Genomic DNA, 21736 nt, shown 5'->3' with positions numbered 1-21736 from the left:
GCTCACGCGTTCCGGACCCCGATGCGATCTACCGCCGAAGCCTGTCAGATCTTCTTTGACATGCCCACACCTGTCAAAAAGCTGCTAGCCTGTGCCGTCGATGCTGACACGCCCTCAGGTTCGCTCTCATGGCAGGAGGCAGGACGTACGATGTCCGATTCGGCACCACTGGCCACGCACGGCGAGGACTTCGGACCGTGGCTGCGGCGTCAGCTCCTGCGAGCCGAGATGTCGCAGGCGGACTTGGCCGCGAAGCTCGACAAGACGCGTGCCGCGGTGTCCGCCTGGATCACCGGTCGCGCTGAACCACGGGATGAGACCAAACGGCGCATCGCCGAGATCCTCGGCACAGACCTCGCTTCCGTCGTGACGCGCACCGTGGATGTGCCGATCGATCGCCCGGTTCACTGGCATCACCGCCGCGCGCACCCCGACGGCGGTCGCGAGTACGGCAACGCCGCCGCGTTCGCCTTCGACGCCGATCTCTCGGTGCTTGCACGCGAGGCAACCCAGAACTCCCTCGACGAACGGTACGACGTCCGCTCACCGGTCCGCGTCCACTACACACTGCACGAGTTGGATGGAGCCCACCTCGACTCCTTCCTCGCCGCGCTGCACTGGGACGAGTTGTTCCCACACTACGAAGCGGCCTCGCGTGGCAACCAGAAGGTCTCCCGAAGCCTCCGCTCCGCATTGAACGATCTCTCACAGGAGCGCCGGCTTCGCCTGCTCCGTATCGATGATTACAACGCGGCGGGCCTCACCGGGCCCGAGTACAGCGACGGCCGATTCGCCGCGGTGGTTCGCCGCCAGCTCGACAGCCACAAGGTCGTGGCGGGACGGGCCGGCGGCTCATACGGGCTGGGCAAGGCCACGCTCTGGGCGACCAGCCGATTCGGCCTCGTACTTATCAACTCGACGCTTTCGGAGCCACATGAGGGACGCACGGCCGGTCGTGTGATCGGGCGCTTGGACCTGCCTTGGCACGAAGTGGACGGCGAAGGCTACGCGGGGCCCGCCTGGCTCGGTGAACCGGACACCGAGCCCGAGCACCAGAAAGTCTCCCGGTCCTGGTGGGCCGATGACGACACGCTGGGCAGGCTCCACTTGCGCCGATCCGGCGACGCCCCCGGGACCTCCTTCCTCATCGTGGGGGCGTACGACGCCTCGGGAGCCGCCGAGACTCTGCAGGAGATGCACGACAAGCTCGTCCAGTCGCTCGCGGACGACTTCTGGGCGGCGATGGTCGGAGGGCGGTCCGCAGGACCCCTGCTCGAAGCGCGCGTCACCACCCTGCGCAACGGAGAGGTCTACCTCCGCGAAGAGCAGGTAGACCCCCATGCCCACCACTCCGCCGTCAGCCGAGCCCTAAGGGCGTACCTCGACGGAGACACTGTCGAGGAGCTGACAGCCGCAGACCAAGTGGTGCGGGCCGATGTCCCTTTGATCGTCACGCCGTTGAGGGACCAGGGACGCCCGCGTGACAAGGGACGCGAACACCTGGCCGTGCTTCTTGTCACGCCGGCCGGTGATCACGACACGCAACTGAACCGGGTGATCTGCATGCGCGGCAATCGCATGACCGTCACCGAACAACGGCCCCGAGACCTGCCCTTGGGCACGCCACCGTTCCAGGCCGTCCTGCTCGCCGGCTATGCGACGGGGCGGGACGGGGAGGATGTGGCGCTCGCCGAAGCCTTCCTCCGCGCCTCCGAACCACCCGAGCACGATCGCTGGGACCGGACCGAGGAACTGACGACGACCTACCAGCGCGGCGCGCTCTCCAGGCTCAAGGACTTCCGATCCGCGATCGACCAGACCGTCCGCTCGCTCCTGGGAAAGCGGGAGATCACCCGCGATGGGGCCCCTGAGGTACTGCGCGAGCTTTTGAGGCTCGACATGGGGGCGGGAGCGGGAGGGCGTCGAGCCCAGTCGTTCCCGACTGTACGCAGCATCGATGCCCGCATAGACGACCGCGGCGCCTGGCATGTCACTGTCCATCTTCGGCTGCCGGACGCCGAGGACCCGTGGGTCTTGGCCCCGGTGGCCAAGTTCGATGTGCGTTCGGGCGGCCGCCCCTCCGTGAATTGGGAGTTGCTTGTCGGATCCGAGACGTGTCGTGCAGAGAACGGCACGATCACCATCGAGCCCGGTGTTCGCGCGGCGGTGTTCAGGGGCGTCACGGATCCGTCCAGCCATCCTGTGCGCGGCGGCTACGCCCGACTGGCGGTGGACGTGCCCAAGGCCCGTGGAGGTGCGGCGTGAAGTCGGTGTTCCCCTACCCGACGCTCCTCGGGGACATCTCGTGTGATGTCGTGTCGGTGACCCTCGACGGCAAGCCTCTGCCGTACAAGCACATCTCGCCCACAGAACGCGTGGTCGCCCTTCACCAGTCTGGACGCACCCGATGGGAAGAAGCCGTACTTGACGTCCGTGCGACCCTTCCGGAGGCCGAGTTGCGGGAGGGCCCCTGGCTGGACGTGACCTGCCTGGCGGTAGTGACCGAGAAGGCCACCAACGGGCGCTCCACCGCACTTCTCAGCCGCGGGGAGGACGGCTCCATGACCGGATCGATCACGCTCTCCCGCACCGCCCACCTCCGGCGCGCGACCTTGTCCCTGCTGGTCGTCGCAACCGTGGATGGAGTCCCAGGCCGCCTCGTGGGTTCCGCGGAAGAGGACTGGTACGTCGATCTCGAAGAAGCCATTCCGGTACGCCAGCGCGAGATCGAGACGGTGTATGTCGACTTCCGTGACGGTCCACACAAGTGGCTGCGCCCCTTCGATGACTCGTCGTGGATCATCGAGACCTCCGGCGACATGCCAACGGTCTACCTCAACACAAGTGCCGTCGAAGGTCTGGTGGAGGTCCTGAGAGGTCGCGGGGGCAGCCCGGCCGAGCGCTTGGTGCGCGAGCTGAGCGCCTCTCAGATCGCCCAGGACGCCTGGACGGCAATGTTCCATACCGCCGCCGCGGACTTGGACACGGACGAGGACGGCACACCCGTGATGCCCACCGGTTGGCGCGAGGCTGTGCTGCGCACGATGCTGCCCGATGTGTTCCCCGGGCGACAGCTCACCGATGCCCTGTACGAGATCAACGAGCGCCGTACGAAGGGCTTCGGCTGGTCGGAGCTGCAGACCGGAATCCAGTACGCGGCCGGCCGCCGCGCTCAGACCACCAAAAAGCTGACCCACGCGGTACGAACCGTCGACCGCGCCGAGAGGAGCGCCGACTGATGTCGCGCCGCGCGCCGTTCGACATTCCGCGAGTACTCGGCCTCCTGCCCGACACGGCCGTGGCCAAGCACCTGAGTCGCGGCTTGCAGTCAGGCCAGGAAAACCCGCCCCAGGTGGCCCTGCGCAAGGTGAGCACCTCTCTCCCGGAAAACGAGGCACGGTGGCAGACCATGCCGATCCGGGAACTCCTCGAACAGGCTATGACGCGCTTCGACGACAAGCGCACGGCCGCCGACGGTTGGCTCGCCCCCAGGCTGCACGCCACTCTGCGCATGACTCGGTCCGAAGCGGGAGATGGCAGGCTGTGGAACCACCTCGCCATGCTGGTGGCTCCCGACTACGTAGTCTGGCGTCACCAGGGGAACGAAGAGTTCGCGCCGAGTTCGCGCTTCTCCGGGCCCCACTACACGCAGTGCTTCGCCCGCCTGTGGTGGGCAGCCGAACTCTTCCGTGACGGGCCCGAGTACCGCCCCGTGGAGATCGCCTGCATCGTGCAGGATGTCCTCAACACCACGCTCCGTCTCGACGTCATCGACCATCGGCCCACCGCTCAGGCCCTGATACGCATCGTCGACAGGCTGTTGTCGGGCGGTACACCCCGCCCTGGTGACCACGTCAACGCGCTCTCTTCTGCCGTCAACACTGCCGGCAGCACGCTCGTCTACGACGTTCTCGCCCCCGACGGCCCCCCGCTGGTGGAGGAACTCCTCGACTGGATCGCCGACTGCGAGGGAGCTTCGCCCGTCCCATGGGATCGCCTGCCGAAAGGGCCCGACGACGGCCGTGTCCCGACCGGCGCCGTGGACGCCCTGATGCCCCTTTTCGACAAGCTCCTGGCCGAGGCTCCGATCCGTCGCCGTGGTCGTATGTCGGAAGACAGTGCGGAGTCCCCACAAGGACCCGCCCTACCTGTACAGCGGCAAGGGGTGAGCCTGGAAAAGGATTTGCCGCCCTGGATGACCTAGCCGGGGCAGACAGCGCGCCTCAGGCCGATGCGCCGGTAGGCGAGGCAGCGGCCTGGTCTGGCGCTCTCGGCTCCCACTGCAGCAGCCTCTCCCGCACTTCGGTCCCGGGGATGCCCAATTCAAGTGCAGCGCTCAGCACGTGCGCACCGAACCACGGTGGAACCGCGTTGCCGATCTGCTGTTGCTGGGCCGGGTCATTGCCCCGCCACGGGTACCGATACGGGAAGGTCTGGAAGACCCCGGCTTCCTGGTTGCTCAGGCGTTCCATCTCCGTCTCGCGGGCGTCCAAGCCCACGATGCGGTTGCGCTTCCACTTGCCGGTGATGGTTGCCGACGGCAAGTCGGATTCCCGGCGGCCTCGGGCCTTGGGGTTGCCACCGCTGCCGTAATTGGAGACGACGCAGAACGGCATGGGGCGTTGCCTGGCCTCGTCGACGTGCTCATAGACCTCGTTGAGGGCATGGGCCATGGAAGTCCAACGCTCTCGGCCACTGAAGAGAGTTTCGGGGGGGCTTACGCCCTTGCGATACTGGTGGTGTGTTGGGGGCAGGAAGTGCTCAGGGAGTTCGGTCCAGCGGGCCACGAGCACGGCCCTGCGACGCGTTTGCGGAACCCCGTACTGCTCGGTGTGGAAGACCTTCGCCTCGGCCTCGTACCCGATGGCACGCAGAACCGTCTCGTACTCGTGCCAGACCTCGATGACCGACGGAACCTGCTCCAGAACGATCACGTCGAACGGTCGAGGCTGCTTTTGTCCGTAGCGAGGGCGGAGCATCGCCTCGAAGATCCATCGGAGCGGCTGGAGGACCAGTCCCGTGCGTTCGTCGTCGAGTTTGTCCAGCTCGCGCTGGATATCCTCCCAGGTCTCGCCCTTCTTCCCCGCCTTCTCACGCTCGTACCAGGCGTGCATGCGCTTGATGAAGCCTGTGACGAGGTCGAATGCCTTGCGACCGGAGCCGCTGCCCGCGATGGAGAACGTCTGGCACGGCGGTCCTCCCGCCAGCACATTGCAGTCCTTGAAATCGGGATGTTCTGGGCCGAAAAGGCGGACGTCACCGTGGACTGTCTTCAGACCCGCGGCAAGCCGGGTCGCCACCGCGTCATCGTCCCACTCAATGCCAATCGACGGAATGTCCAAGATCTCGGCTGCCAGATCCAGTCCACCGGGCCCCGCGAACAGGTCGACGATGTGAAAAGGTCGTCGTGGCCGATCGGGCGGTGCGCTGGTCATGGTGGCGAAGTCTATCGGTCGGTCGGCGACGACCAACCCTACCGTCACCGGCTGCCTCCCGTTGCCGGGTCTTCGTTCTCGGACCGCAGGACCGAGGCAATCGCTTCCCCGACCGCCTGCGCGAGGGGTGGGGGTGTGGCGTTGCCCACCTGCCGGTACCGAGCCGTCTTGCGGCCGGCGATTTGCCATTCGGGCGGAAACCCTTGCAGCAGCGCCACCTGATCGACGGTGAGCGGCACACGGCCGCTCCGCCCGGCACCGGGGTTCCAGACGAAGTCGGCGGCCGGGACCTGATCCGCCACGGTCACACCGTCGACCCCTACGCGCTCCCATTTCCGCTTGGCACCTGTCGGCCCGAGGTCCGCTCCACCACGGTCCCAGGAGCCGCCGACGATGGTGGGAGCGATCACGTCGGCTTGAGCAGCCCACTTGCCGGCATCCGGCCAGCCGCGCGCACCCATGGAATCCCGGAGTGTCTCGCCGACCGTCGGGCACTGCTTCTCGTGTGGCTTCGGCCACACGAAACGGTCGATCAGATCGTCCTTGAAAGCGACGAGCAGGCCGACTTTCCGGGTCTGCGGTACGCCGAAGTCCTTGGCGTTCAGGACCTGCCACCCGAATCGGTAGCCGAGGTGGCCGAGTTCTCCACCGACGGCTGCGCGGATCGGCTCGTACTCGTCCTTCTCGAGGAGGTCCGGCACGTTCTCGAGGAGGACCGCGCGTGGCTGCACACCGTAGATCAAGTCGATGGCGGCCTTGAGCACCGAGAGTTCCGCGTCGTCTCCGCGGGTTCGGGTCGCCGCAGCAGGCGACTTAACCCGGGGCAATCCGCCGGACAGTAGATGAACGTCGTAGACCTTCTGATCGTCGAGAGGGTCGAAGTCGGCCAGGTCGATCTCGCGGACATCCCAGCCACGGCGATTGGTACGCAGTGTCTCGCACGCGATCGAACGGTTGTCGAGGAGCAGCACGGGGTCGAATCCCGCGCGTTCGAGCCCGAGTGCGAGGCCCCCGGCACCCGCGCATATCTCCATCGATACGAATCGACGTGTGGGCACGAGGTGGTCACGATCCATGGCAAACGCCACATTCCCCCCGATCAAGGTGGTGATGCTCTCTGTCGTCCCCCGGTACCGGGCTTCGCGGCCGACCGCCGGCCCTGCCGACCGGCAAGATCGCCCTCACCGAGGGTATGGGGCGGCCAGGCCGGTCGGCAGGGCGTTTCCCTCACTGAGCGTCGATGATCGCCTGGCGCTCCTTCGTGGAGTCGATGGTGGTGAAGCGCACGACGCGGCCGTCGGCGCGGCGGGCCGTGGCGGGGGCGACGAAGGAGAAAGCCATGGTGGTCTTCTCCGGTGCGAGCCGACCGCCTTCCTGAAGTTCGGCCCGGTGCTGCGGCTCGACCACGGGGTAGACGATCACAACCCCCCGACGGGGAGCGACCAGGCCCTCCGTGCCCGGGTCGGACGAGTCGGCGAGGGCTCCCGCGATGCGGTGGGCCACGGCACGGTGCTTGGGCTCGCTGATGGCACCGAAGAGCGGACCACGCCTGCGCTCACGGCCGAACCAGGCAAACGGGCGGTCGCCAGTACCCAGAGTCAGCCTCTGACCGCGCTTGGCGTGCTGCGGCGCGAGCACCAGCCAGTCCTCGACATCCGGCGACGTGCCCTGGTTGATCTCGGCGAGGTAGGCAAGGTGCGGCTCGAACTGGGAAGGTGCCCCCCATCGCAGTTCACGGACCAGCCCCAGGAAATCCGCCGGCGAGAGCCGACCGACGAACGTGTCGTATCGGTGAGTGACGGCGTCGCGCGTGCCCTCGGCCGGGAAGTGGTATGCGAGCGAGGCGACGGTGGAGGACAGCGAGTCCAGCACAGGCGTCCACAGGTTGGTGTTGAACCGCAGGTCGGCGGCTTTGGTCGGAAATGCGGTGGGTTCCTGCCACTGCCCGGGCGAGCGCAGCTCGACCAGGCGCGCGTTGTACATCTTGTTCGGGCTGGTCGGCTTGAGCCACGGCAGATGCTGCGAAACCAGCGGCGGCACCTGATCCGGGGTGACCTGCGCCTTGCCGTCGATCATCATGGCGTACTGCTTCAGCTCGTTACGGAAGGTCTCCTCATCCAGACAGATGGCCTCGAACGCCGCGTACAGATCGATTTCCTTGACGCCCATGGTCTCGGCTCGACCGAGGAACAGTCGTACGAGGTCCCGGTATCCCTCACGGAAGCCGAACCACCGGCCCATTTGCATCAGCGTGGAGGCGTTGCCCGCGCGGCGACGGAAATACGAAACGGTGAGCCCCTCCACGGTGAACCCCCGGGCGAGCTTCTGGCCCCCGATGAGGATCTTCCAGATGGAGCGCTTGTCGAAGTCGGCATCCCCGGTCTCGATGTCCTTGTCGCCGTTGACGACGACAATCGGGTGATCGTCCCCACCGATGCGGGTGACGGCCGGCCCCACGTAAGGGGCGAGAGCGTCGTACGACAGTGGTACCGCATGGCCGTCGGCCCGGACGGCGGACACGGGAGCGATGTCCTTCTCGAAGAGTTCACGCAGGCGCCGATGGCCGCTCGGCCCCATATATCCTGCGTTCCACCATATACCGGTCACCTTGCCGAGGAGTTCGCGGTGCACCTCGGTGCGTACGGACTCGTGGATGAGCATCGTGTGATGCTGGAAGTACCGCTCCCCGAGGCCCCCTTGCTCTTCCCGGTACAGCTTCATGGCCGCCGTGAGGACAAACATGTCCATGGCCTGCTGGAGGCAGAAGTCGTCGTCCCCGTCTTCGCCGTTGACAGTAATGTTGCGCACGTGAGCGAGTTCGTTGGAATTCGCGAACGTGCGCTCCTCCTCCGGAATCGCAGAGTCCAGGTCGTGGAAATCGCGCGCCCCCATGTAGCCCTCGGGGCGCGGCAGGGAGACGATGAAGTCCTTGGGGAAAATATCCTCGGCATCGCTGGGATCAACGAAGACATTGGCGTACGGAGTAGCGGTGTAACCGACGTACTGAGCCCGCGGCAGGAGTTGGAGCAGCTCCGAGATCTTCTGGTTGATTGCGCTGCGCTCGGCATCAGGCTTGGCGAGGTTCGAGGTGTTAACCGACGCCTCGTCTGACTCGTCGTCGATGATCAGCACAGGGATCTCGGAGAGCGGCGTCTTGATCTTCTTGAGATCCTTCACCAGCTTTCCCAGGACCGTCTTGTGCTTCTTGACCACCATCAGGCGGGCCGGAGACCGATGCAGGTTGCGCGGGTCATAGAGAGGCAGCGCAGGCTCCTGCTTCTCGTATTCGAGTGCCGTGATGCCCTGCAGCAGGCTCTTGTAGTCGTCGTCACGTGTGGTGAGTCGCACGATGTCGAACGCGCCTCGGGCGGAAGGGAGATCGCCGAAGCTCGTGAACCGGCCCTGAATCCAAGCGGGGTCGTTGGCGTAGTCGGACTCGTATTCACTCGCTCCTCGCAGGATGTTCTCCCGACCGACCAACTCCATGTCGAGGCGTCGCTGGGTCTGCGCGCGGAGCATGTTGAGAGTGCCACCGAGGACAATGACCAACCGGTAGCCGGCATCGACCGCCTTGGCGATCACACCCGCGAAGTTGGCTGTCTTGCCCGATTGCACGTAACCGACCACCAGTCCCTTCGACTGGTATGCCGCCAGCTGCGTCGGGTCTGCCAGGCGCTCGACCACAGCGTCGGTGGCGACATCGAGCCCGGTCACGGACTCGGGAGCCCACCCCTTGTCCTCCAGATAAGCCCGATACGCAGGCCAGTACCAAGAACGCCCTTGCTGGGACTGCGGCGTATACCAGGGGACGAACTCGTCACTGATGACCACGGGGGCCGCAGCACGCGACACGGGTACCAGGTTGTCCAACAGCTTGCGCGTCTCCTCCGAGAGAGCCAGCAGGCCGTAGACGTCATCGCGGCGGGCCTGAGTGCGTTCCGGGCTTGCCGACCAGGTGGGCTCCGGCAGAAAGTCCCAGTCGGTCAGCTTCCTACGCCACACCTCGACCAGTGGGTCAGTCGGGTGAGAGCGCTCCAGCACTTCTCGTAGTGCGTCCTCGTTCGCCAACTCCTCCGCCTCTGGAGACAGGGTCTCGGCCTGGTAGGCGAGCGCGCGCACCAGCTTCTTGGGGCGGCTGGTGTGCATGTCCGCCAGTGCGGCGTTGAGCAGCTGCAGGAGGAGGCTGTCGGTGGGGCTGCTGGCCATGCTCTTCCTCGGGGTACCTGGATGAAATCAACGAATGACGTGTACAGCGGGCGATCAGGGAAGCGGGAGATCGGAGAGGTCGACGGCCGGGGGGCCTACCGTGGGCGGGAGATCGGAGACGTCCACGACGTAGTTGACACCCTCGATCCGTCCAGTCACCCCATGGGGCAGATCATCGGGCGTGAGGCGTGGCATGTCTGCCGCTTGCAACACCAGAGGGCTGTCGCGTGGCGTCCATCGTTCGTCGTCCGGCTGGTCGGGATCCCACCCCGTAGCAACCAGGAGTCGATCCAGGCGCGCCCGCCGGCCGATGTTTTCAGCGGCCGCAGCATCGCGAGCAGCCTTCACCGAGTCCCTGAGCGTGCGCCCCCCAGTGCCGCCTCGGGTCAGGCGGAACGACGCGAACCAGAGCGGTCGCCCTGGGCTTTCCGTGAGCTGACCGAGACCGTGAATGGTGTGTCTACGACGCTCCGAGGCAGTCGTCTTGATCTCCAGGTCCGCCGCTTCGAGGGCGAAGTCGTGCTCCTCGCCGGTCGGGCCCACCCACGAGTCGAGCGCCGCTTGCCATCCGAGGGTCCTGGCCATTCTCACGAGGACGGCAAGTTCACCGTGGAGCCCAAGCCGCCGTTCGAGCGACAGCCCCCGGGGTCTGCCGAGCAGCGCGCTCCAACCGTGCACCGTGTCGTCGAAGGCCCGGGCCAGGTCCTGCCCCTCAACAACGATGCGGTCCGCCACCGCCAGCACCAGATCATGAAAGTCGCGAAGGAGTTCCGGTTCGGAAGTCGTGAGGCGCGCAAGGCGTCGACCGGCGTGGAGAATGCAGTCTATCCGCACGGCGGCCAGGGGTGAATGCGGTGCGCGGTGAGCCCCCACCAGTTCGACGTGAAGGGCAATGCCTCGGCCGCCATCCGATATCTCATAGGAGACCAGGGGTTTGTCAACCTGCGAGAGTCGATAGCTCGCCCCGAGGCTGCGCCCCAGGTAGTGCTCCACGGTGGTCCACGGCAACTCGATCGTGTGTGGCTCCGTAGAAGTGCGGTCCTGGAAAGCGGCGCCCTCGGCTGCGCCGTCCCGCGTGCCCATCAGTCGGCAATCCGATCGAGTTCGGCGCGTGCGGCGGCGACGAGGACGGCTTGCCACAGCTCGATGTTGTCCTTGAGACGGCTTCCCAAGCGCTCTCGTTGGAATGCGTCCTGCATGAGCAAATACATGAGCGACTTGACCATCGGAGCGTCGTTGAGCGTACCGCTGCGACCACCCAGCAAGGCTGCACGGTATCGCTGGTTCAACAGAAGAACATGGGCCTCCTGATCGACCTCGAAGAACCTGTCATTGGGCAGTCTTTGCCAGCGGAACTGCAGAGGATCGTCTTGAGTCAACAACGGCAGCTCCTCCTCGATTACGTGGCGAACTTGTGGATCTACACCGCGCCCTGGGGGAATCGCAGCCTTGCGGACGACACCGGCACGCTTGCGCGCTTCGCGATAGACGCGTTCGGCATCCGTCAGGTATCCGGCAAAGTTACGCCCTTGGCCGTCAGCAGCGCCTTCAATCGCAGCTACGAACTCGGGGGACGCCTGCACACCCTCCTTCTTCACGGTCAGTCGAAAGACCTTGCCATCTGAATCGTCCGGCAGATCCACAGCCACGCGCGCGAGAGAGAGGTGCTGTTCCGGCTGTCGGAAGTTGTTCCAGCCGCCGGCCTGGACAAGGCGGTCGTGGCGATAGAAATAGAACCCTTCACGTTCAACCACTGCCCCGAATGCTTTGTACTCGTCGAGGGAGGAACGCGGAGGCCAAATGTGGGCACGAAGTCCGACGGTCCCCAAGGTGGGGATGTCGGCGGTGAAGGTACTCGGATAGCCGGCATCGCCGGACACGGGATAACCGAAGGGGTCCAGTGACTCCACACCGTAGTTCGCATACTCGACACCGGTCCGCACATCCTGGACGGAGATCGTAATGTGAAAGTCGCGCCGAGCAAGGAAACGGTGCAGGTGCAATCCCAGGTGCAAACCCAACTTGTTGACCGTCCGGTGCAGATAGCGGTCGGTCTGGCCTCCTCCGCCGTGATTGGGGAAGTCCTTGACTCCATCCCAACGGACGATGGTGCCCTGAAACCCGATCGGACGGCCCTGGTAGAAATCGACGAAGTCCTGGGCGAAGTCCGGATCGATGATATCGCACTCGAATCCCTGCTTGGCGTGCTCCATGAGCCAGCGGCGACCCACGGGGCGGGTCCGCTTGGTACGGCTCACGACCGTGACCGAGTTGGCGTGACTGAGTGATGCGGACTTCAGACCGGTGCCGAACATTCCCAGTGACCTATTGCCGTAGCCTCTGCGACCGCCGACGGTCATGGCCACATCGAGCTGGTCGTCGTCCATACCCTTGCCGTCGTCCACGACGACCAGGCTTACGAGTTGTTCTCCATCACGCAGGAAATGTATGACGACGTTCCCGGCTCCGGCATCGATGGAATTATCCACCAAGTCAGCAATAGCGGCTTCAAAACCGTAACCCTGGCTGCTGAGTGCCTCCATGTAGCGCCCGTCAGGCGGCAGCCGCTTGCTGCCGGCCGTGGGGACCTCGAACTGCCACTCGCTGACCATGCTCTGCCTTTTCGGTTGGACGTCCGCTCGTTCGACACACCGATCGTCATCATCATGCGACGCGGGATCGACCGTAGTCGACAGCGGTGACAGCCGAGGCCGAGCTGTGGTTCCATCCCTGATCGTGAGTTTGCAAAGGCGGGACCGCCGGGTGCCGCGTTCAGCTCCTGCCGGAGACAACGCCCCAGGCCGTGGCCATCGGTGATTACGCATGGCAGGGTCGGAGAGGGCGTGCATCGCCACTCAGGCGACGGAACCAAGGGCGACTACGGTTCGATGACTCGAAACCGCCCGGTAGCGTGCCCCCATGATTCGTGCGGTGGTCTTCGACGTCGGTGAGTGTCTGGTGGACGAGACGCGGGAGTACGGAACCTGGGCCGACTGGTTGGGGGTGCCGAGGCACACGTTCCATGCCATGTTCGGGGCTGTCATCGCCCAAGGACGGGACTACCGGGAGGTCTTCCAGGAGTTCCGGCCGGGATTCGACCTCTATGCGGAGCGGGAGAAGCGGGCCGACGCTGGGCATCCCGAGACCTTCGGTGAAGAGGACCTCTACTCGGACGTCCGACCTGCCCTGGCCAAGTTGCAGGCCGACGGGCTGTGGCTCGGTATCGCCGGGAACCAGACCGTGCGGGCAGGGCGGATCCTGCGGGAGTTGTTCTCGGACGACGTCGATCTGATCGGCACGTCGGACGACTGGGGCGCCAGCAAGCCCGACGTTGAGTTCTTCAAGAGGGTCTCCGAGGCTGTGCCCTTCGGCGTGAACGACATCCTTTATGTCGGTGATCGGTACGACAACGACATCCGACCCGCGCATCTGGCCGGCATGCAGACTGCGCTCGTACATCGCGGTCCGTGGGCCACGATTCACTGGAACACGGACGAGGCCAGGAAGCTGCCAACTTTCCGAGTCGAGAGTCTGTTGGACCTATCGGAGCTGATCCGTCAGGTCAACGCCCAAGGGCACTGATCGTCGTCGCCCAGTCGTACAGTCGGTCATCGAGGTCACGAACGCAGCGCTCATGCTGGTAGGGCGTGAGCGCGCGGCGAACATCTCGCACTCGATCCATGCCGGTGGCGTACCAGGTGGTTGCCAACTGGTCGAGGGCCTGTCCGGCGTAGGCGCACGCCTGCTCCGGATTGCCTGAGGCTGCCTCGACAGCTGCCAGATCGCCGTACACCACCGAACGCTGCTTGTCCTCGGCGGGCGTCATTGAGGCCAAAGCGTGCAGCAAGCTCTCGCGGGCCTGCGGAAGGTGGCCCGCGAGCATCTGGGTGTTGCCTTTGAAGGCCGCCAGACGAGCCGGGGAGAACCAGTCCATCCACTCTGGTGACGAGTGGTCATTGCCGGCCGCCAACACATCCTCGGCGTGGCCGATCAGGTTCAGTGCTGTGCGCGTGTTCCCGCACCTGGTCTCGCACTCGGCCTCCACCGCGTCCAGCCAGGCCAGGAACTCTGCGGAAGCGGGAGCGCGGCGGGCATATGTGCGGGCCGCTGTCATGCGTTCCACAGCTCCGTCGCGGTCCGCTGCCCAGCCCGGGACGAAGGCCATGTGCGCAATGATTGCCGCTCCGAGCAATGGGTCGTCCGCCTCACCCGCGGCTTGCAGGGCCATGAGGAGGGTCTCGTTGGCCTTGCTCGGTTCGCGAAGGTCGAAGAACTCGATCCGACCTGCCAGAAGGTACGTCTCGGCCAAGGCTGCGGCCACCGTTCGACGCGTAGCGTCCCTCGTCGCCGGCAGCAGGGCGCAGCCCAGATTCGCTTGGGCAGAAACGGCAGGATGCAATTGGGTCGGCGTGACGGACCAGTAGAGCCGTCGGTGAGAGCGGGTCACGGCCTGGAAGTCGGCTCCGGCCGTGTCGGGTTGTAGTGCCGCGCCGGCCGTGCCAGGCAGGACTGCCCATCCCAGGGTCGCCGCGCCACCGGCGACCACTGTGCGCCGCGAATGACCGGGCTGCTGCGAGTCGTCGACACCCCACGGAGGCGTGAAACCCAGTGCCTCCATGCCTTGGCCCAGCAGATGGACGAGCACACGCTGGCAGTCCGGCTGCGGCCACGGTGGAGTGTCCGACTCCCATCGCCGGACCTGCCTGACCCCGATCGACAGCCCGCGCATTCCCATGTCCTTGGCATGCCGAGTGAGTGCATCGGCCAGATCTTGTTGCGAGTTGAACCCCGCGGCTACGCGAGCAGCCTTGAGTCGAACGTTGCCGGTGGGCCTGGGCACTGGGGACCTCCTGCTACTGACTTCTCCAACGGTCCCATATCGAGTCCCATGTTGGGCACCCTCCCCCCCCAGAAGGGGAAGCAAGGTCCTTACCAAGTCCCTTCAGAGGCCGTCCTAAGTCCTCGAATGAGTCAACTGATTCGAGAATGCTGTGCGCCGTACCTGATCGGACCCGAGGCAGGAGTTAGACGTGGATACGCAGGAGGCGTTGAACAGGGCCATTACGGCGTGGCTCGCTCGTGCCCATCCCACCCCGGAACGAGCACGAGCCGAGTGGGCCATACAGGGCGTCGCGCTCCTGCCGCTCGGCGATCGGTTCGCCGCAGTGCGTATGCCGGCCGACGTGGTTCATGCCGCTGTGGCTTCACGCGACCCCGACCGGGTCGCGGTATGCCTCGGTGTGATGCTGGGAGGTTCCATCATCTACGACCGTCGCGTCTCGGGTGGGACGTACTACGCCCTGATCCAAGGCCATGCCGGTCTGGTCTGGGCGTACGACGACATCGCCACTTGCCTTGGGCATGGCACCTACCTAGGAGTCCCGCGGCTGGACCTGCAACAACCACCTGGCACCTACTGGGTGATCCCGCCTCGTTACGAGGGTGACCTGTGCGCACCGCGCTCGATCATCCCGCTGGTCGCACTGGGGCGATCCCGGCTGGCCGCTCAGGCCGAACCCTGAGGCCTCCGCCTCTCTGCCCCGTGCACTCCCGCTCTTGACGGCTGTGGAGGGCGGGCATGAGCGAGGGGCCGTCGACCATCAGGTCGACGGCCCCTCGGGCCAGTGACGATCAGCCGAGAATCTCAGCAATCCCGTTCACGGTGTTCTGCCGAGACCGTCAGCAATTGCGCTCACGGTGCCGGGGGCGCCGGGCGCGTGGCCGCTCACGGAGCCGGAGTAGCCGGGCACGTGGTGTCGGCTGTCGGGAGGTGGCCCGTGAGCAGGTAGTGGCTGCCGTGTTTGTCCATGCAGGGGTTGTTGTCGAACAGGTACTGGCCGTGGTTGCCGCCGCCCGCGACGACGAGGCGGGAGCCGGCGAGGACCTGGCGCATGTGCTGCGCGCCCACCAACGGGGTCGCCGGGTCGTCCTTCGCCTGGAGCAGCAGGATCGGCGGCACCTTGGCCGCGCCGATCTTCACGGGCGGGGCCGTCGGCGCCTTCCAGAACGCGCACGGCGCGCTGTACCAGGTGTTCAGCCAGGCGAACAGCGGGGACTTGGGAGCCGCTGCCGCCGTCTCCTTGTGCAGGGTCGCCCAGTCGCGGGGCCAGGCGTCGTCCACGCAGTTGTAGGCGAGCTGGGCCGGGTCCACGCCGCCGAAGGCGAGCTGGTCGGTGGCGCCGAGCAGGTCGCGGGCATCCCCGCGCCGGTAGTCCGAGACGGCCTTGGCCACGTCGCCCCATTGAATGTCGAGGTACATGACGGAGGCGAGCAGATCATCGAGTTCGGCGCTGCCCGCCCTGCCCCCGGCGGGGTGGGCGTCCAGTTGCTTGCGGACGGTGTTCCACGCGGCCGACACCTTCGCCGCGCTGGTGCCCAGGTGATACGTGCTGTCCTTCTTGGCCACCCACGCGAAGAACTGCTCGGCCCGGTGCTGGAGCGCCGGATCCTGCTCGTACTGCGAGGCGTACGTGGTCACGGTCGGATCCACGACACTGTCCAGGATCATGCGGCCGGTGTGGGACGGAAACAGCGTCGCGTAGGTGGCGCCGAGCTTCGTTCCGTACGAGTACCCGAGGTAGTCCAGCTTGTCCTGGTGGAACGCGGTACGGATGCGGTCCATGTCGCGGGCCGCGTTCGCGGTGGTGATGTAGGGCAGCAGGTCCTTGGAGTTGGCCTGGCACTGCTCGGCGATCTTGCCGGCCACGGTGCGTCGCGCCTGCTCCTGCGCCTCCGTCGCGGGCGTGTACGGCACGGCCGGGTGCTTGATCAGCTTCTTGGTGTCCCCGCAGGAGACCGGGGTGCTGGCGCCGACGCCACGCGGGTCGAAACTGACCACGTTGTACTGCGCGCCGACATCCTCGGGCAGCGAGCTCCACACCAACTTCGCCGTGCCGATGCCCGATTGACCCGGACCGCCCGGGTTGACCACGAGGGTGCGCGGGGCGTCGAGAGCGCCGGCTATCGACAGGGTGAGATTGATCTGCCGGCCCTTCGGCTTGGTGTGGTCGAGGGGCACCTTGATGGTGGAGCAGTAGGTACCGCGAGGTGCGTCGGAGCCCGCGGGGCAGGTGGACCAGTGGAGGGCCGCGGGCCCGGTGACCGTACCGGCCGGCGTTGCCTCGGCCACCCGGGGGCCGGCGACGGCGGCGAGCCCGAAAGCGGCAGCGACGGCCGCACTACGTCGTAGGAGGGGAGAGGTCGCGCTGAGCAAGTGTGCCTGCCTTCAGGTCAGTTCTGCTGCTGACGGAAAGCAAGATGAGAGGGACGGCCACACGGTTGTGCTGCCGCCGGGCTGTTCTGGAGCATGGCGAAATCTCACTTGGGAGAGTGCGTTCCATCCACCGCCTTCCGAATCGCTCCCTCTTGGCTCTCGCCCCTCGTGGGGCGGCCACAGGAGCGGGAAATGGCTTTCGGCCGGCGGCCGGATGGCCCGTGAGCGGTGGCCGTATTCCAGAGCCTGTCCGATCGATCGTGTGACTAGTCCATCAGTAGGTACGCCTGAGCATGCGCCGCAGGGAAGCGGGAAGTCATGCCTCGACGCGATCGGAGGCAGTCATGTCAGGTTTTCTCGACCGGGCCAAGGAGCAGGCTCAGAGTGCTCTGCATCAGGGCAAGCAGAAGGTGGACGAGTTGCAGCAGCAGCGTGCCGGTAATGATCTGCTGAAACAGCTGGGTGCGGCGTACTACGCCGAGCAGCGGGGCAGCGGGTCGGCGCAGGCCACGCAAGACGCCCTCACCGCTCTGGAGGCGCACATCGCCGCTCATGGGGACGGATTCCTGCGCGGGGCCTGAGTCGACGGCCTCTCGCCCGGCCTCGCGTGCGCCGGTACGCGGCGACGTGCCGCGTACCGGCCCGGCGGGCGAGTCCTAGTCGTTGACGCAGAGGTTGCCGGCCGCGGGGTTGAGAAGCCCGACGACGTTGATGGTGTTGCCGCACACGTTGACCGGCACTTCCACGGGCACCTGAATCACGTTGCCGCTCACCACTCCGGGCGAATTCACGGCAGCACCTTGGGCCCCGGAGTCGGCTACTGCGGCGCCTGCGCTGCCGAGGACGACGGCGGCAGCGAAAGCGGCGGCAGCGAGAGTGACACGTCCACGCATGGTGTTCTCCTTCATGTGGCGGGCAATCGCTCGATAGATCTCCCGGCGACCGGCGGAAAAACACCGTTACTGGATCAGTCCGGTGAAACCACTCCTTCAGTTGGAAGTGTGAGCACTTCGGTCACAAGCGCGGCCCAACGCCTGGTACGCGCACGGCGGTTGGCCTCATCGTGTCCAGGAAATTGCCGGACGGTCCTGGAGGTTGATCAGGTCATGACTCAAGGACCAGCGCCTCGCCCCCTGTCCGACGACGCCCTCTCCGACCTCCTCGGCAAGCAGCAGTTCGGCACGCTCGCCACCGTCAAACGCAGTGGCCACCCCCACCTGACCACCATGCTGTACAGCTGGGACCCCGAGGCCCGCATCGTGCGGTTCTCGACGACGGCCGAGCGCATCAAGGTCACGCACCTGAAGCGCAACCCACGTGCGGCGTTGCATGTGCAGGGCGGCGACGTGTGGTCGTTCGCCGTCGCCGAGGGCGAGGCCGAGGTCTCCGAGGTCACGACGGTTCCCGGCGACGCGGTCGGCCGGGAACTGCTGGGAATGATCCCGCAGGCCGCGAAGCCTGACGATGAACGTGCGTTTCTGGAGCAGTTGGTCGCCGAGCGCCGCGTGGTCGTCCGGCTGAAGGTGGACCGGCTCTACGGAACGGCGCTCGACATCAACGGCTAGGGCGAGGCAGGGCGCAAAGGGCGCGTGCCGTTCGTAGTCACTCGTCGAGGACTAGGCCTCTCCTGTCCGGATCGTGCGCCACAGCCCGGCCATCTCCTCCGCCACGCCGGGCGCCGCGAGCAGCAACGGCTCGTCGTACGACGGGATGGCAGGCAGGGCCACCGCTCCGGCCTCCGTCGCGATCAGGTAGGCCGGGAGGCCGTCCACCGCGTGGAACTCTCCGATGGCTGCGGCGGTGGCTCGCCCCGCGGCCACCTGGGCCAGGGAGAGCGCCGTCGAGCCCATCACCCGTGTCGTGCAATGGCGTTGCGACAGGGCCGCCAGGAGAGCGTCCAGGCCCGGCCAGTGGGCGTGGGCCGCCCACTCCGTCAGGAAGACGTGGCCCGTGAGGGTGGTGTGGGCGGCCGCTCGGACCGGGGTGCCGTTCAGGTGGGCGCCTCTTCCCCGGATCGCCGTGAAGGTCTCTCCGCGCCAGGGGTCGGCCACCAGGCCGAGCAGCGGTGTGCCGTCGGGGGCCGCCAGGCCCAGCGAGAAGGAGCACCAGCCGATGCCGTGGGCGTAGTTCGTGGTGCCGTCCACCGGGTCCACCACCCAGTACGGGGCGTTCGGGGACGGCGGCTCGTCGGTGCCGTACTCCTCACCCTCGATGCCGTGGGACGGGAAGGCGGCCCGCAGGACCGAGCGGACGTGCGCCTCGATCGTCTCGTCCGTCTGCGTGACGATGTCCGCCGGGCTCGCCTTCTCCCGCACCTCGCCGCCGTGCGGGCGGCGGATCGCCTCCGACGCCCAGGCGGCCAGGTCCGTCGCCACGGCCAGGGCTCGGTCGAGGTCCGGGCCGTCGCCGTTCCGGTCCTGATCGGGCTGGAGGTCGCGGTCGTTCACGGAGCTTCACCGCCGGTCTGGTCGGGACAGGTCCTCGGGTCCGAAGGGGCGAAGCCACTCGCCCTCGGCCCGTACAGCCTTCTCCAGGAGTGTGAACGACTTGGGTGTGCCGCCGGGCTGCGGCTTGGCCGGTTCGTGGCCGACGATCCGGTAGCCGGCGTTCAGGTAGTACCTGCTCAGGCGTGCGTTGTCGGCCAGGCAGTCCAGTCGTACCGCCGTCCGGCCCGCCGCGGCCACACGTTGCTCGGCGGCTCGCAGGAGCCGGAGGCCCGTCCCGGGCGGGGCGCTGTCGCGGTTCACCATGAGGCGGTGGACATAACCGGCCACCGGCGGCTGCGGCCCCCAGGCGTCCTCGTCCTGCCACCACAGCTCCCAGGCGCCGGCCAGGTGGCCGCCGGACTCCGCGAGCCAGACCTCTTGGCTGCGCACGATCCGGCGGAAGTGGTCCTCGTCCAGCTCGCCCGGCTGCCACTGGCCGGTGATGCCCCGCGCCAGCATCCAGCGGGCGGCAGCGTCGCGCAGACGGACGAGGGAAGCAAGGTCGCCTTCCTCGGCGAGGCGGAAGCGTATGTCGTTCACGGCGCGATCTTTGCATGGCGCCCGCGGCCTTTTCAGGGCACCTGCGGCCCGGAGGACCCCTTGCCGTGGAGGTGCCGGACGGGCCCCGGCGGCGCTCGAACGGGGGTGAGAGGCAGAGGAGGTCGGCACCGCACCTCTCACTGTTGATATCGCACGGCTCAACTGTGCGTCGCCCCTCCGCCCGCGGGTTAGCCTCGGCGCAGGCAGAAGGAACAGCCGGACCGAACGGACAACGGCATACGAGGAGGCAGTCATGGCCAGGGTTCCCAGCGCAGTGGTCGCCGCGACCGGGCTCGTCGGCGGGTACGGCGTGGCCCGCTGGACCAGGAAGCGGCAGCTCGGCGGGGCCGTCCTGGCCGTCGCGGGGGTCACCGCCGCGCAGCAGTGGCGCAAGCAGGCGGGCGGGAAGGCCGCCGGTGCACTGACCGCCGCCTATGTCGCCGCGTTCGCCGGCTCCCACCCGCTGGCGAAGAAGGTCGGCGCCTGGCCGTCCGTCCTCGGCGTCGCCGGTGCCGTGGCCCTGGCCTCCTGGGCCGTCGCCGACCGACGGGCCTGAGCCGACCGACGGACCCGAGCCGACCAACGGGTCCGAGCCGACCAACGGACGCGAGCCGGCCGACCAGTCCGAGCCGGCCAACGGACCCGAGCCGAGTAACGGGTCCGAGACGGCCGACGGGTCCGAGACGGCCGACGGGTCCGAGTCGGCCGAGGCAACTGCCTCACGTCACCCGGTGGAGGGGGACGAGTCGTCCGCCGACCGGAACGACCTCCGATACGCCTGCGGGCTCGTCCCCACCACCCGGCGGAAGCGCTCCCTGAAGGCCGTCGGGGACCCGAAGCCCGCCTGCGTCGCGATCCGCTCCACCGGGTACGGCGTCGTCTCCAGCAGGTACTGCGCCCGCCGCACCCGCGCCCGGTGCAGCCACTGCAGCGGTGTCGTGCCGGTCTGTTCGCGGAAGCGGCGGTTGAGGGTGCGGCTGCTCATGCGGGCCTGGGCCGCGATCTCGTCCAGGGTGAGGTCACGGTCGCAGTGCTCCTCCAGCCACGCCAGGAGGGGCTCCAAGGTGGCACCCGAGGGTGCCGGGGGCAGGTCGTGGACGATGAACTGGGCCTGCCCACCCTCCCGTTCCAGCGGCATCACGGACATCCGGGCCGCGTGCGCGGCGACCGCCGAACCGTGGTCCTTGCGGATCATGTGCAGGCACATGTCCATGGCCGCGGCGGCGCCCGCCGAGGTGAGGAACTGGCCGTTGTCGACGTAGAGGACGTTCGGGTCGACGGTGATCCCCGGGTGCCTCGCGGCCAGCTCCGCGGCGGCGCACCAGTGGGTCGTCGCCCGCCACCCGTCCAGCAGACCGGTCGCCGCGAAGACGAACGCGCCCACACAGATCGATGCGATGCGCGTGCCGTTCGCCGCCGCCGCGCGCACCGCCTCCACGACGCCCGGCACCAGCGGCGCGGCCGGGTCGGCGACCCCCGGCAGAACGATCGTGTCCGCTTCCGCGAGCGCCTCCAGGCCGTACGGCGCCCGCACGCTGAAGACGCCCGAGCCCGCGCTCACCTCACCGGCCGGGGAGCAGACCCGTATCCGGTAGGCGGGGCGGCCGTCCGGCAGCCGGGCCCAGCCGAAGGTGTCGATCGGGACGGACAGGTCGAACGGGATCACCTGGTCCAGCGCCAGGACGGCCACGGTGTGCATGGCAGGAACGTAGCCCTACGTCGGACTCGCGCCAAACCGGCCCGGACGGCCCGACCCCCCTGCTGTCCGCAAGAAGCGGGTCGGCCGGAAGCCTGGCAGGAGCTTGGCCGGAAGCCTGGCAGGAGCTTGGCCGGGAGCCCGACGGAAGCTTGGCCGG

The 21736-nt window shown here is 67.2% G+C and carries 19 protein-coding genes; 8 read left to right on the top strand and 11 right to left on the bottom strand.

From position 1 onward, the window contains the following. The first annotated feature begins 150 nt into the window (after positions 1-150). From ACFZCP_RS25700 to ACFZCP_RS25690, 3 genes are read left to right on the top strand one after another with little or no spacing between them, the layout of a single operon-like run. The gene (locus ACFZCP_RS25700) at positions 151-2265 is read left to right on the top strand and encodes a helix-turn-helix domain-containing protein (RefSeq protein ID WP_391430397.1); all 2115 of its coding nucleotides are present in this window, start codon (positions 151-153) and stop codon (positions 2263-2265) included. A 50-nt stretch (positions 2266-2315) separates the two neighbouring features. Then, positions 2316-3239 (top strand): hypothetical protein, encoded by a 924-nt coding sequence (locus tag ACFZCP_RS25695; RefSeq protein WP_391430394.1) that lies wholly within the window; start codon positions 2316-2318, stop codon positions 3237-3239. Continuing rightward, positions 3239-4204, top strand: a complete 966-nt coding sequence (locus tag ACFZCP_RS25690) for a DUF6339 family protein (protein ID WP_391430391.1) — start codon at positions 3239-3241, stop codon at positions 4202-4204. Before ACFZCP_RS25695 ends, ACFZCP_RS25690 begins: the two co-directional genes overlap by 1 nt. A 19-nt stretch (positions 4205-4223) precedes the next feature. Here ACFZCP_RS25690 and ACFZCP_RS25685 read toward each other — a convergent pair whose 3' ends face one another. From ACFZCP_RS25685 to ACFZCP_RS25665, 5 genes are all read right to left on the bottom strand, one after another. Beyond that, a complete protein-coding gene (locus ACFZCP_RS25685; protein ID WP_391430387.1) occupies positions 4224-5435 on the bottom strand; it encodes a DNA cytosine methyltransferase in 1212 nt (403 codons plus the stop codon). Positions 5436-5479: 44 nt separating this feature from the next. Continuing rightward, a complete protein-coding gene (locus ACFZCP_RS25680) occupies positions 5480-6511 on the bottom strand; it encodes a DNA cytosine methyltransferase (RefSeq protein WP_391430384.1) in 1032 nt (343 codons plus the stop codon). 151 nt (positions 6512-6662) lie between these two features. Beyond that, the gene (locus tag ACFZCP_RS25675; RefSeq protein ID WP_391430380.1) at positions 6663-9641 is read right to left on the bottom strand and encodes a Z1 domain-containing protein; all 2979 of its coding nucleotides are present in this window, start codon (positions 9639-9641) and stop codon (positions 6663-6665) included. 54 nt (positions 9642-9695) lie between these two features. Then, positions 9696-10634: a PD-(D/E)XK motif protein gene (locus ACFZCP_RS25670; protein ID WP_391430377.1), complete on the bottom strand. Its 939-nt coding sequence runs from the start codon at positions 10632-10634 to the stop codon at positions 9696-9698. Positions 10635-10723: 89 nt separating this feature from the next. Further along, the gene (locus tag ACFZCP_RS25665; protein WP_391430374.1) at positions 10724-12253 is read right to left on the bottom strand and encodes an ATP-binding protein; all 1530 of its coding nucleotides are present in this window, start codon (positions 12251-12253) and stop codon (positions 10724-10726) included. A 307-nt stretch (positions 12254-12560) separates the two neighbouring features. Between ACFZCP_RS25665 and ACFZCP_RS25660 the strand changes: the two genes are divergently transcribed. Further along, positions 12561-13223, top strand: a complete 663-nt coding sequence (locus ACFZCP_RS25660) for an HAD-IA family hydrolase (RefSeq protein WP_391430370.1) — start codon at positions 12561-12563, stop codon at positions 13221-13223. Here ACFZCP_RS25660 and ACFZCP_RS25655 read toward each other — a convergent pair. Then, positions 13204-14481, bottom strand: coding sequence for a transcriptional regulator (locus tag ACFZCP_RS25655; RefSeq protein WP_391430367.1), 1278 nt, complete (start codon positions 14479-14481; stop codon positions 13204-13206). The genes ACFZCP_RS25660 and ACFZCP_RS25655 overlap by 20 nt on opposite strands. A 190-nt stretch (positions 14482-14671) precedes the next feature. Here ACFZCP_RS25655 and ACFZCP_RS25650 point away from each other — a divergent pair, with 190 nt between their 5' ends. Continuing rightward, complete coding sequence (locus ACFZCP_RS25650; protein ID WP_391430364.1) at positions 14672-15163, top strand: hypothetical protein; 492 nt, start codon at positions 14672-14674, stop codon at positions 15161-15163. A gap of 203 nt (positions 15164-15366) precedes the next feature. On the opposite strand, the gene ACFZCP_RS25645 is transcribed toward ACFZCP_RS25650, so the two are convergent. Then, positions 15367-16770 carry an alpha/beta fold hydrolase gene (locus ACFZCP_RS25645; RefSeq protein WP_391430360.1) on the bottom strand — a complete coding sequence of 468 codons (1404 nt, stop codon included), beginning with the start codon at positions 16768-16770 and terminating at the stop codon, positions 15367-15369. A gap of 428 nt (positions 16771-17198) precedes the next feature. Between ACFZCP_RS25645 and ACFZCP_RS25640 the strand changes: the two genes are divergently transcribed. Next, the gene (locus ACFZCP_RS25640) at positions 17199-17435 is read left to right on the top strand and encodes a hypothetical protein (RefSeq protein WP_362693389.1); all 237 of its coding nucleotides are present in this window, start codon (positions 17199-17201) and stop codon (positions 17433-17435) included. Between the two features lie 75 nt (positions 17436-17510). Here the strand turns inward: ACFZCP_RS25640 and ACFZCP_RS25635 are convergent, their stop codons facing one another. Then, a complete protein-coding gene (locus ACFZCP_RS25635; RefSeq protein WP_391430355.1) occupies positions 17511-17762 on the bottom strand; it encodes a chaplin family protein in 252 nt (83 codons plus the stop codon). A 198-nt stretch (positions 17763-17960) separates the two neighbouring features. On the opposite strand from ACFZCP_RS25635, the gene ACFZCP_RS25630 reads away from it, so the two are divergent. After that, positions 17961-18419: a TIGR03618 family F420-dependent PPOX class oxidoreductase gene (locus ACFZCP_RS25630; protein WP_362693386.1), complete on the top strand. Its 459-nt coding sequence runs from the start codon at positions 17961-17963 to the stop codon at positions 18417-18419. 51 nt (positions 18420-18470) lie between these two features. Here ACFZCP_RS25630 and ACFZCP_RS25625 read toward each other — a convergent pair whose 3' ends face one another. Together ACFZCP_RS25625 and ACFZCP_RS25620 are read right to left on the bottom strand one after the other, a co-directional pair. Next, the gene (locus ACFZCP_RS25625) at positions 18471-19301 is read right to left on the bottom strand and encodes an inositol monophosphatase family protein (protein ID WP_391430350.1); all 831 of its coding nucleotides are present in this window, start codon (positions 19299-19301) and stop codon (positions 18471-18473) included. 6 nt (positions 19302-19307) lie between these two features. Next, positions 19308-19880, bottom strand: a complete 573-nt coding sequence (locus tag ACFZCP_RS25620) for a GNAT family N-acetyltransferase (RefSeq protein ID WP_391430348.1) — start codon at positions 19878-19880, stop codon at positions 19308-19310. A gap of 253 nt (positions 19881-20133) precedes the next feature. On the opposite strand from ACFZCP_RS25620, the gene ACFZCP_RS25615 reads away from it, so the two are divergent. Continuing rightward, entirely contained in the window at positions 20134-20436 is a 303-nt protein-coding gene (locus tag ACFZCP_RS25615) for a hypothetical protein (protein WP_362693383.1), read from the top strand. A 168-nt stretch (positions 20437-20604) separates the two neighbouring features. Here ACFZCP_RS25615 and ACFZCP_RS25610 read toward each other — a convergent pair whose 3' ends face one another. Then, on the bottom strand, positions 20605-21579 hold the full coding sequence (locus tag ACFZCP_RS25610; RefSeq protein ID WP_391430343.1) for a helix-turn-helix domain-containing protein: 975 nt from the start codon (positions 21577-21579) through the stop codon (positions 20605-20607). Positions 21580-21736 lie beyond the last annotated feature (157 nt).

Origin of the sequence: Streptomyces sp. NPDC007971, assembly GCF_042958635.1 — a bacterium.
Taxonomy (GTDB): Bacteria; Actinomycetota; Actinomycetes; order Streptomycetales; family Streptomycetaceae; genus Streptomyces.
Note: the sequence above shows the minus strand (reverse complement) of the source record. Positions and strands in the feature narration are given on the sequence as shown.

What these genes read in the sequence shown, in the direction of transcription:
- ACFZCP_RS25640 (WP_362693389.1), top strand. Translation starts at nt 17,199, where the DNA reads ATGTCAGGTTTTCTCGACCGGGCCAAGGAGCAGGCTCAGAGTGCTCTG.
- ACFZCP_RS25685 (WP_391430387.1), bottom strand. Translation starts at nt 5,435, where the DNA reads ATGACCAGCGCACCGCCCGATCGGCCACGACGACCTTTTCACATCGTC.
- ACFZCP_RS25660 (WP_391430370.1), top strand. Translation starts at nt 12,561, where the DNA reads ATGATTCGTGCGGTGGTCTTCGACGTCGGTGAGTGTCTGGTGGACGAG.
- ACFZCP_RS25665 (WP_391430374.1), bottom strand. Translation starts at nt 12,253, where the DNA reads ATGGTCAGCGAGTGGCAGTTCGAGGTCCCCACGGCCGGCAGCAAGCGG.
- ACFZCP_RS25700 (WP_391430397.1), top strand. Translation starts at nt 151, where the DNA reads ATGTCCGATTCGGCACCACTGGCCACGCACGGCGAGGACTTCGGACCG.
- ACFZCP_RS25690 (WP_391430391.1), top strand. Translation starts at nt 3,239, where the DNA reads ATGTCGCGCCGCGCGCCGTTCGACATTCCGCGAGTACTCGGCCTCCTG.
- ACFZCP_RS25610 (WP_391430343.1), bottom strand. Translation starts at nt 21,579, where the DNA reads ATGCACACCGTGGCCGTCCTGGCGCTGGACCAGGTGATCCCGTTCGAC.
- ACFZCP_RS25615 (WP_362693383.1), top strand. Translation starts at nt 20,134, where the DNA reads ATGGCCAGGGTTCCCAGCGCAGTGGTCGCCGCGACCGGGCTCGTCGGC.
- ACFZCP_RS25675 (WP_391430380.1), bottom strand. Translation starts at nt 9,641, where the DNA reads ATGGCCAGCAGCCCCACCGACAGCCTCCTCCTGCAGCTGCTCAACGCC.
- ACFZCP_RS25680 (WP_391430384.1), bottom strand. Translation starts at nt 6,511, where the DNA reads ATGGATCGTGACCACCTCGTGCCCACACGTCGATTCGTATCGATGGAG.
- ACFZCP_RS25635 (WP_391430355.1), bottom strand. Translation starts at nt 17,762, where the DNA reads ATGAAGGAGAACACCATGCGTGGACGTGTCACTCTCGCTGCCGCCGCT.
- ACFZCP_RS25630 (WP_362693386.1), top strand. Translation starts at nt 17,961, where the DNA reads ATGACTCAAGGACCAGCGCCTCGCCCCCTGTCCGACGACGCCCTCTCC.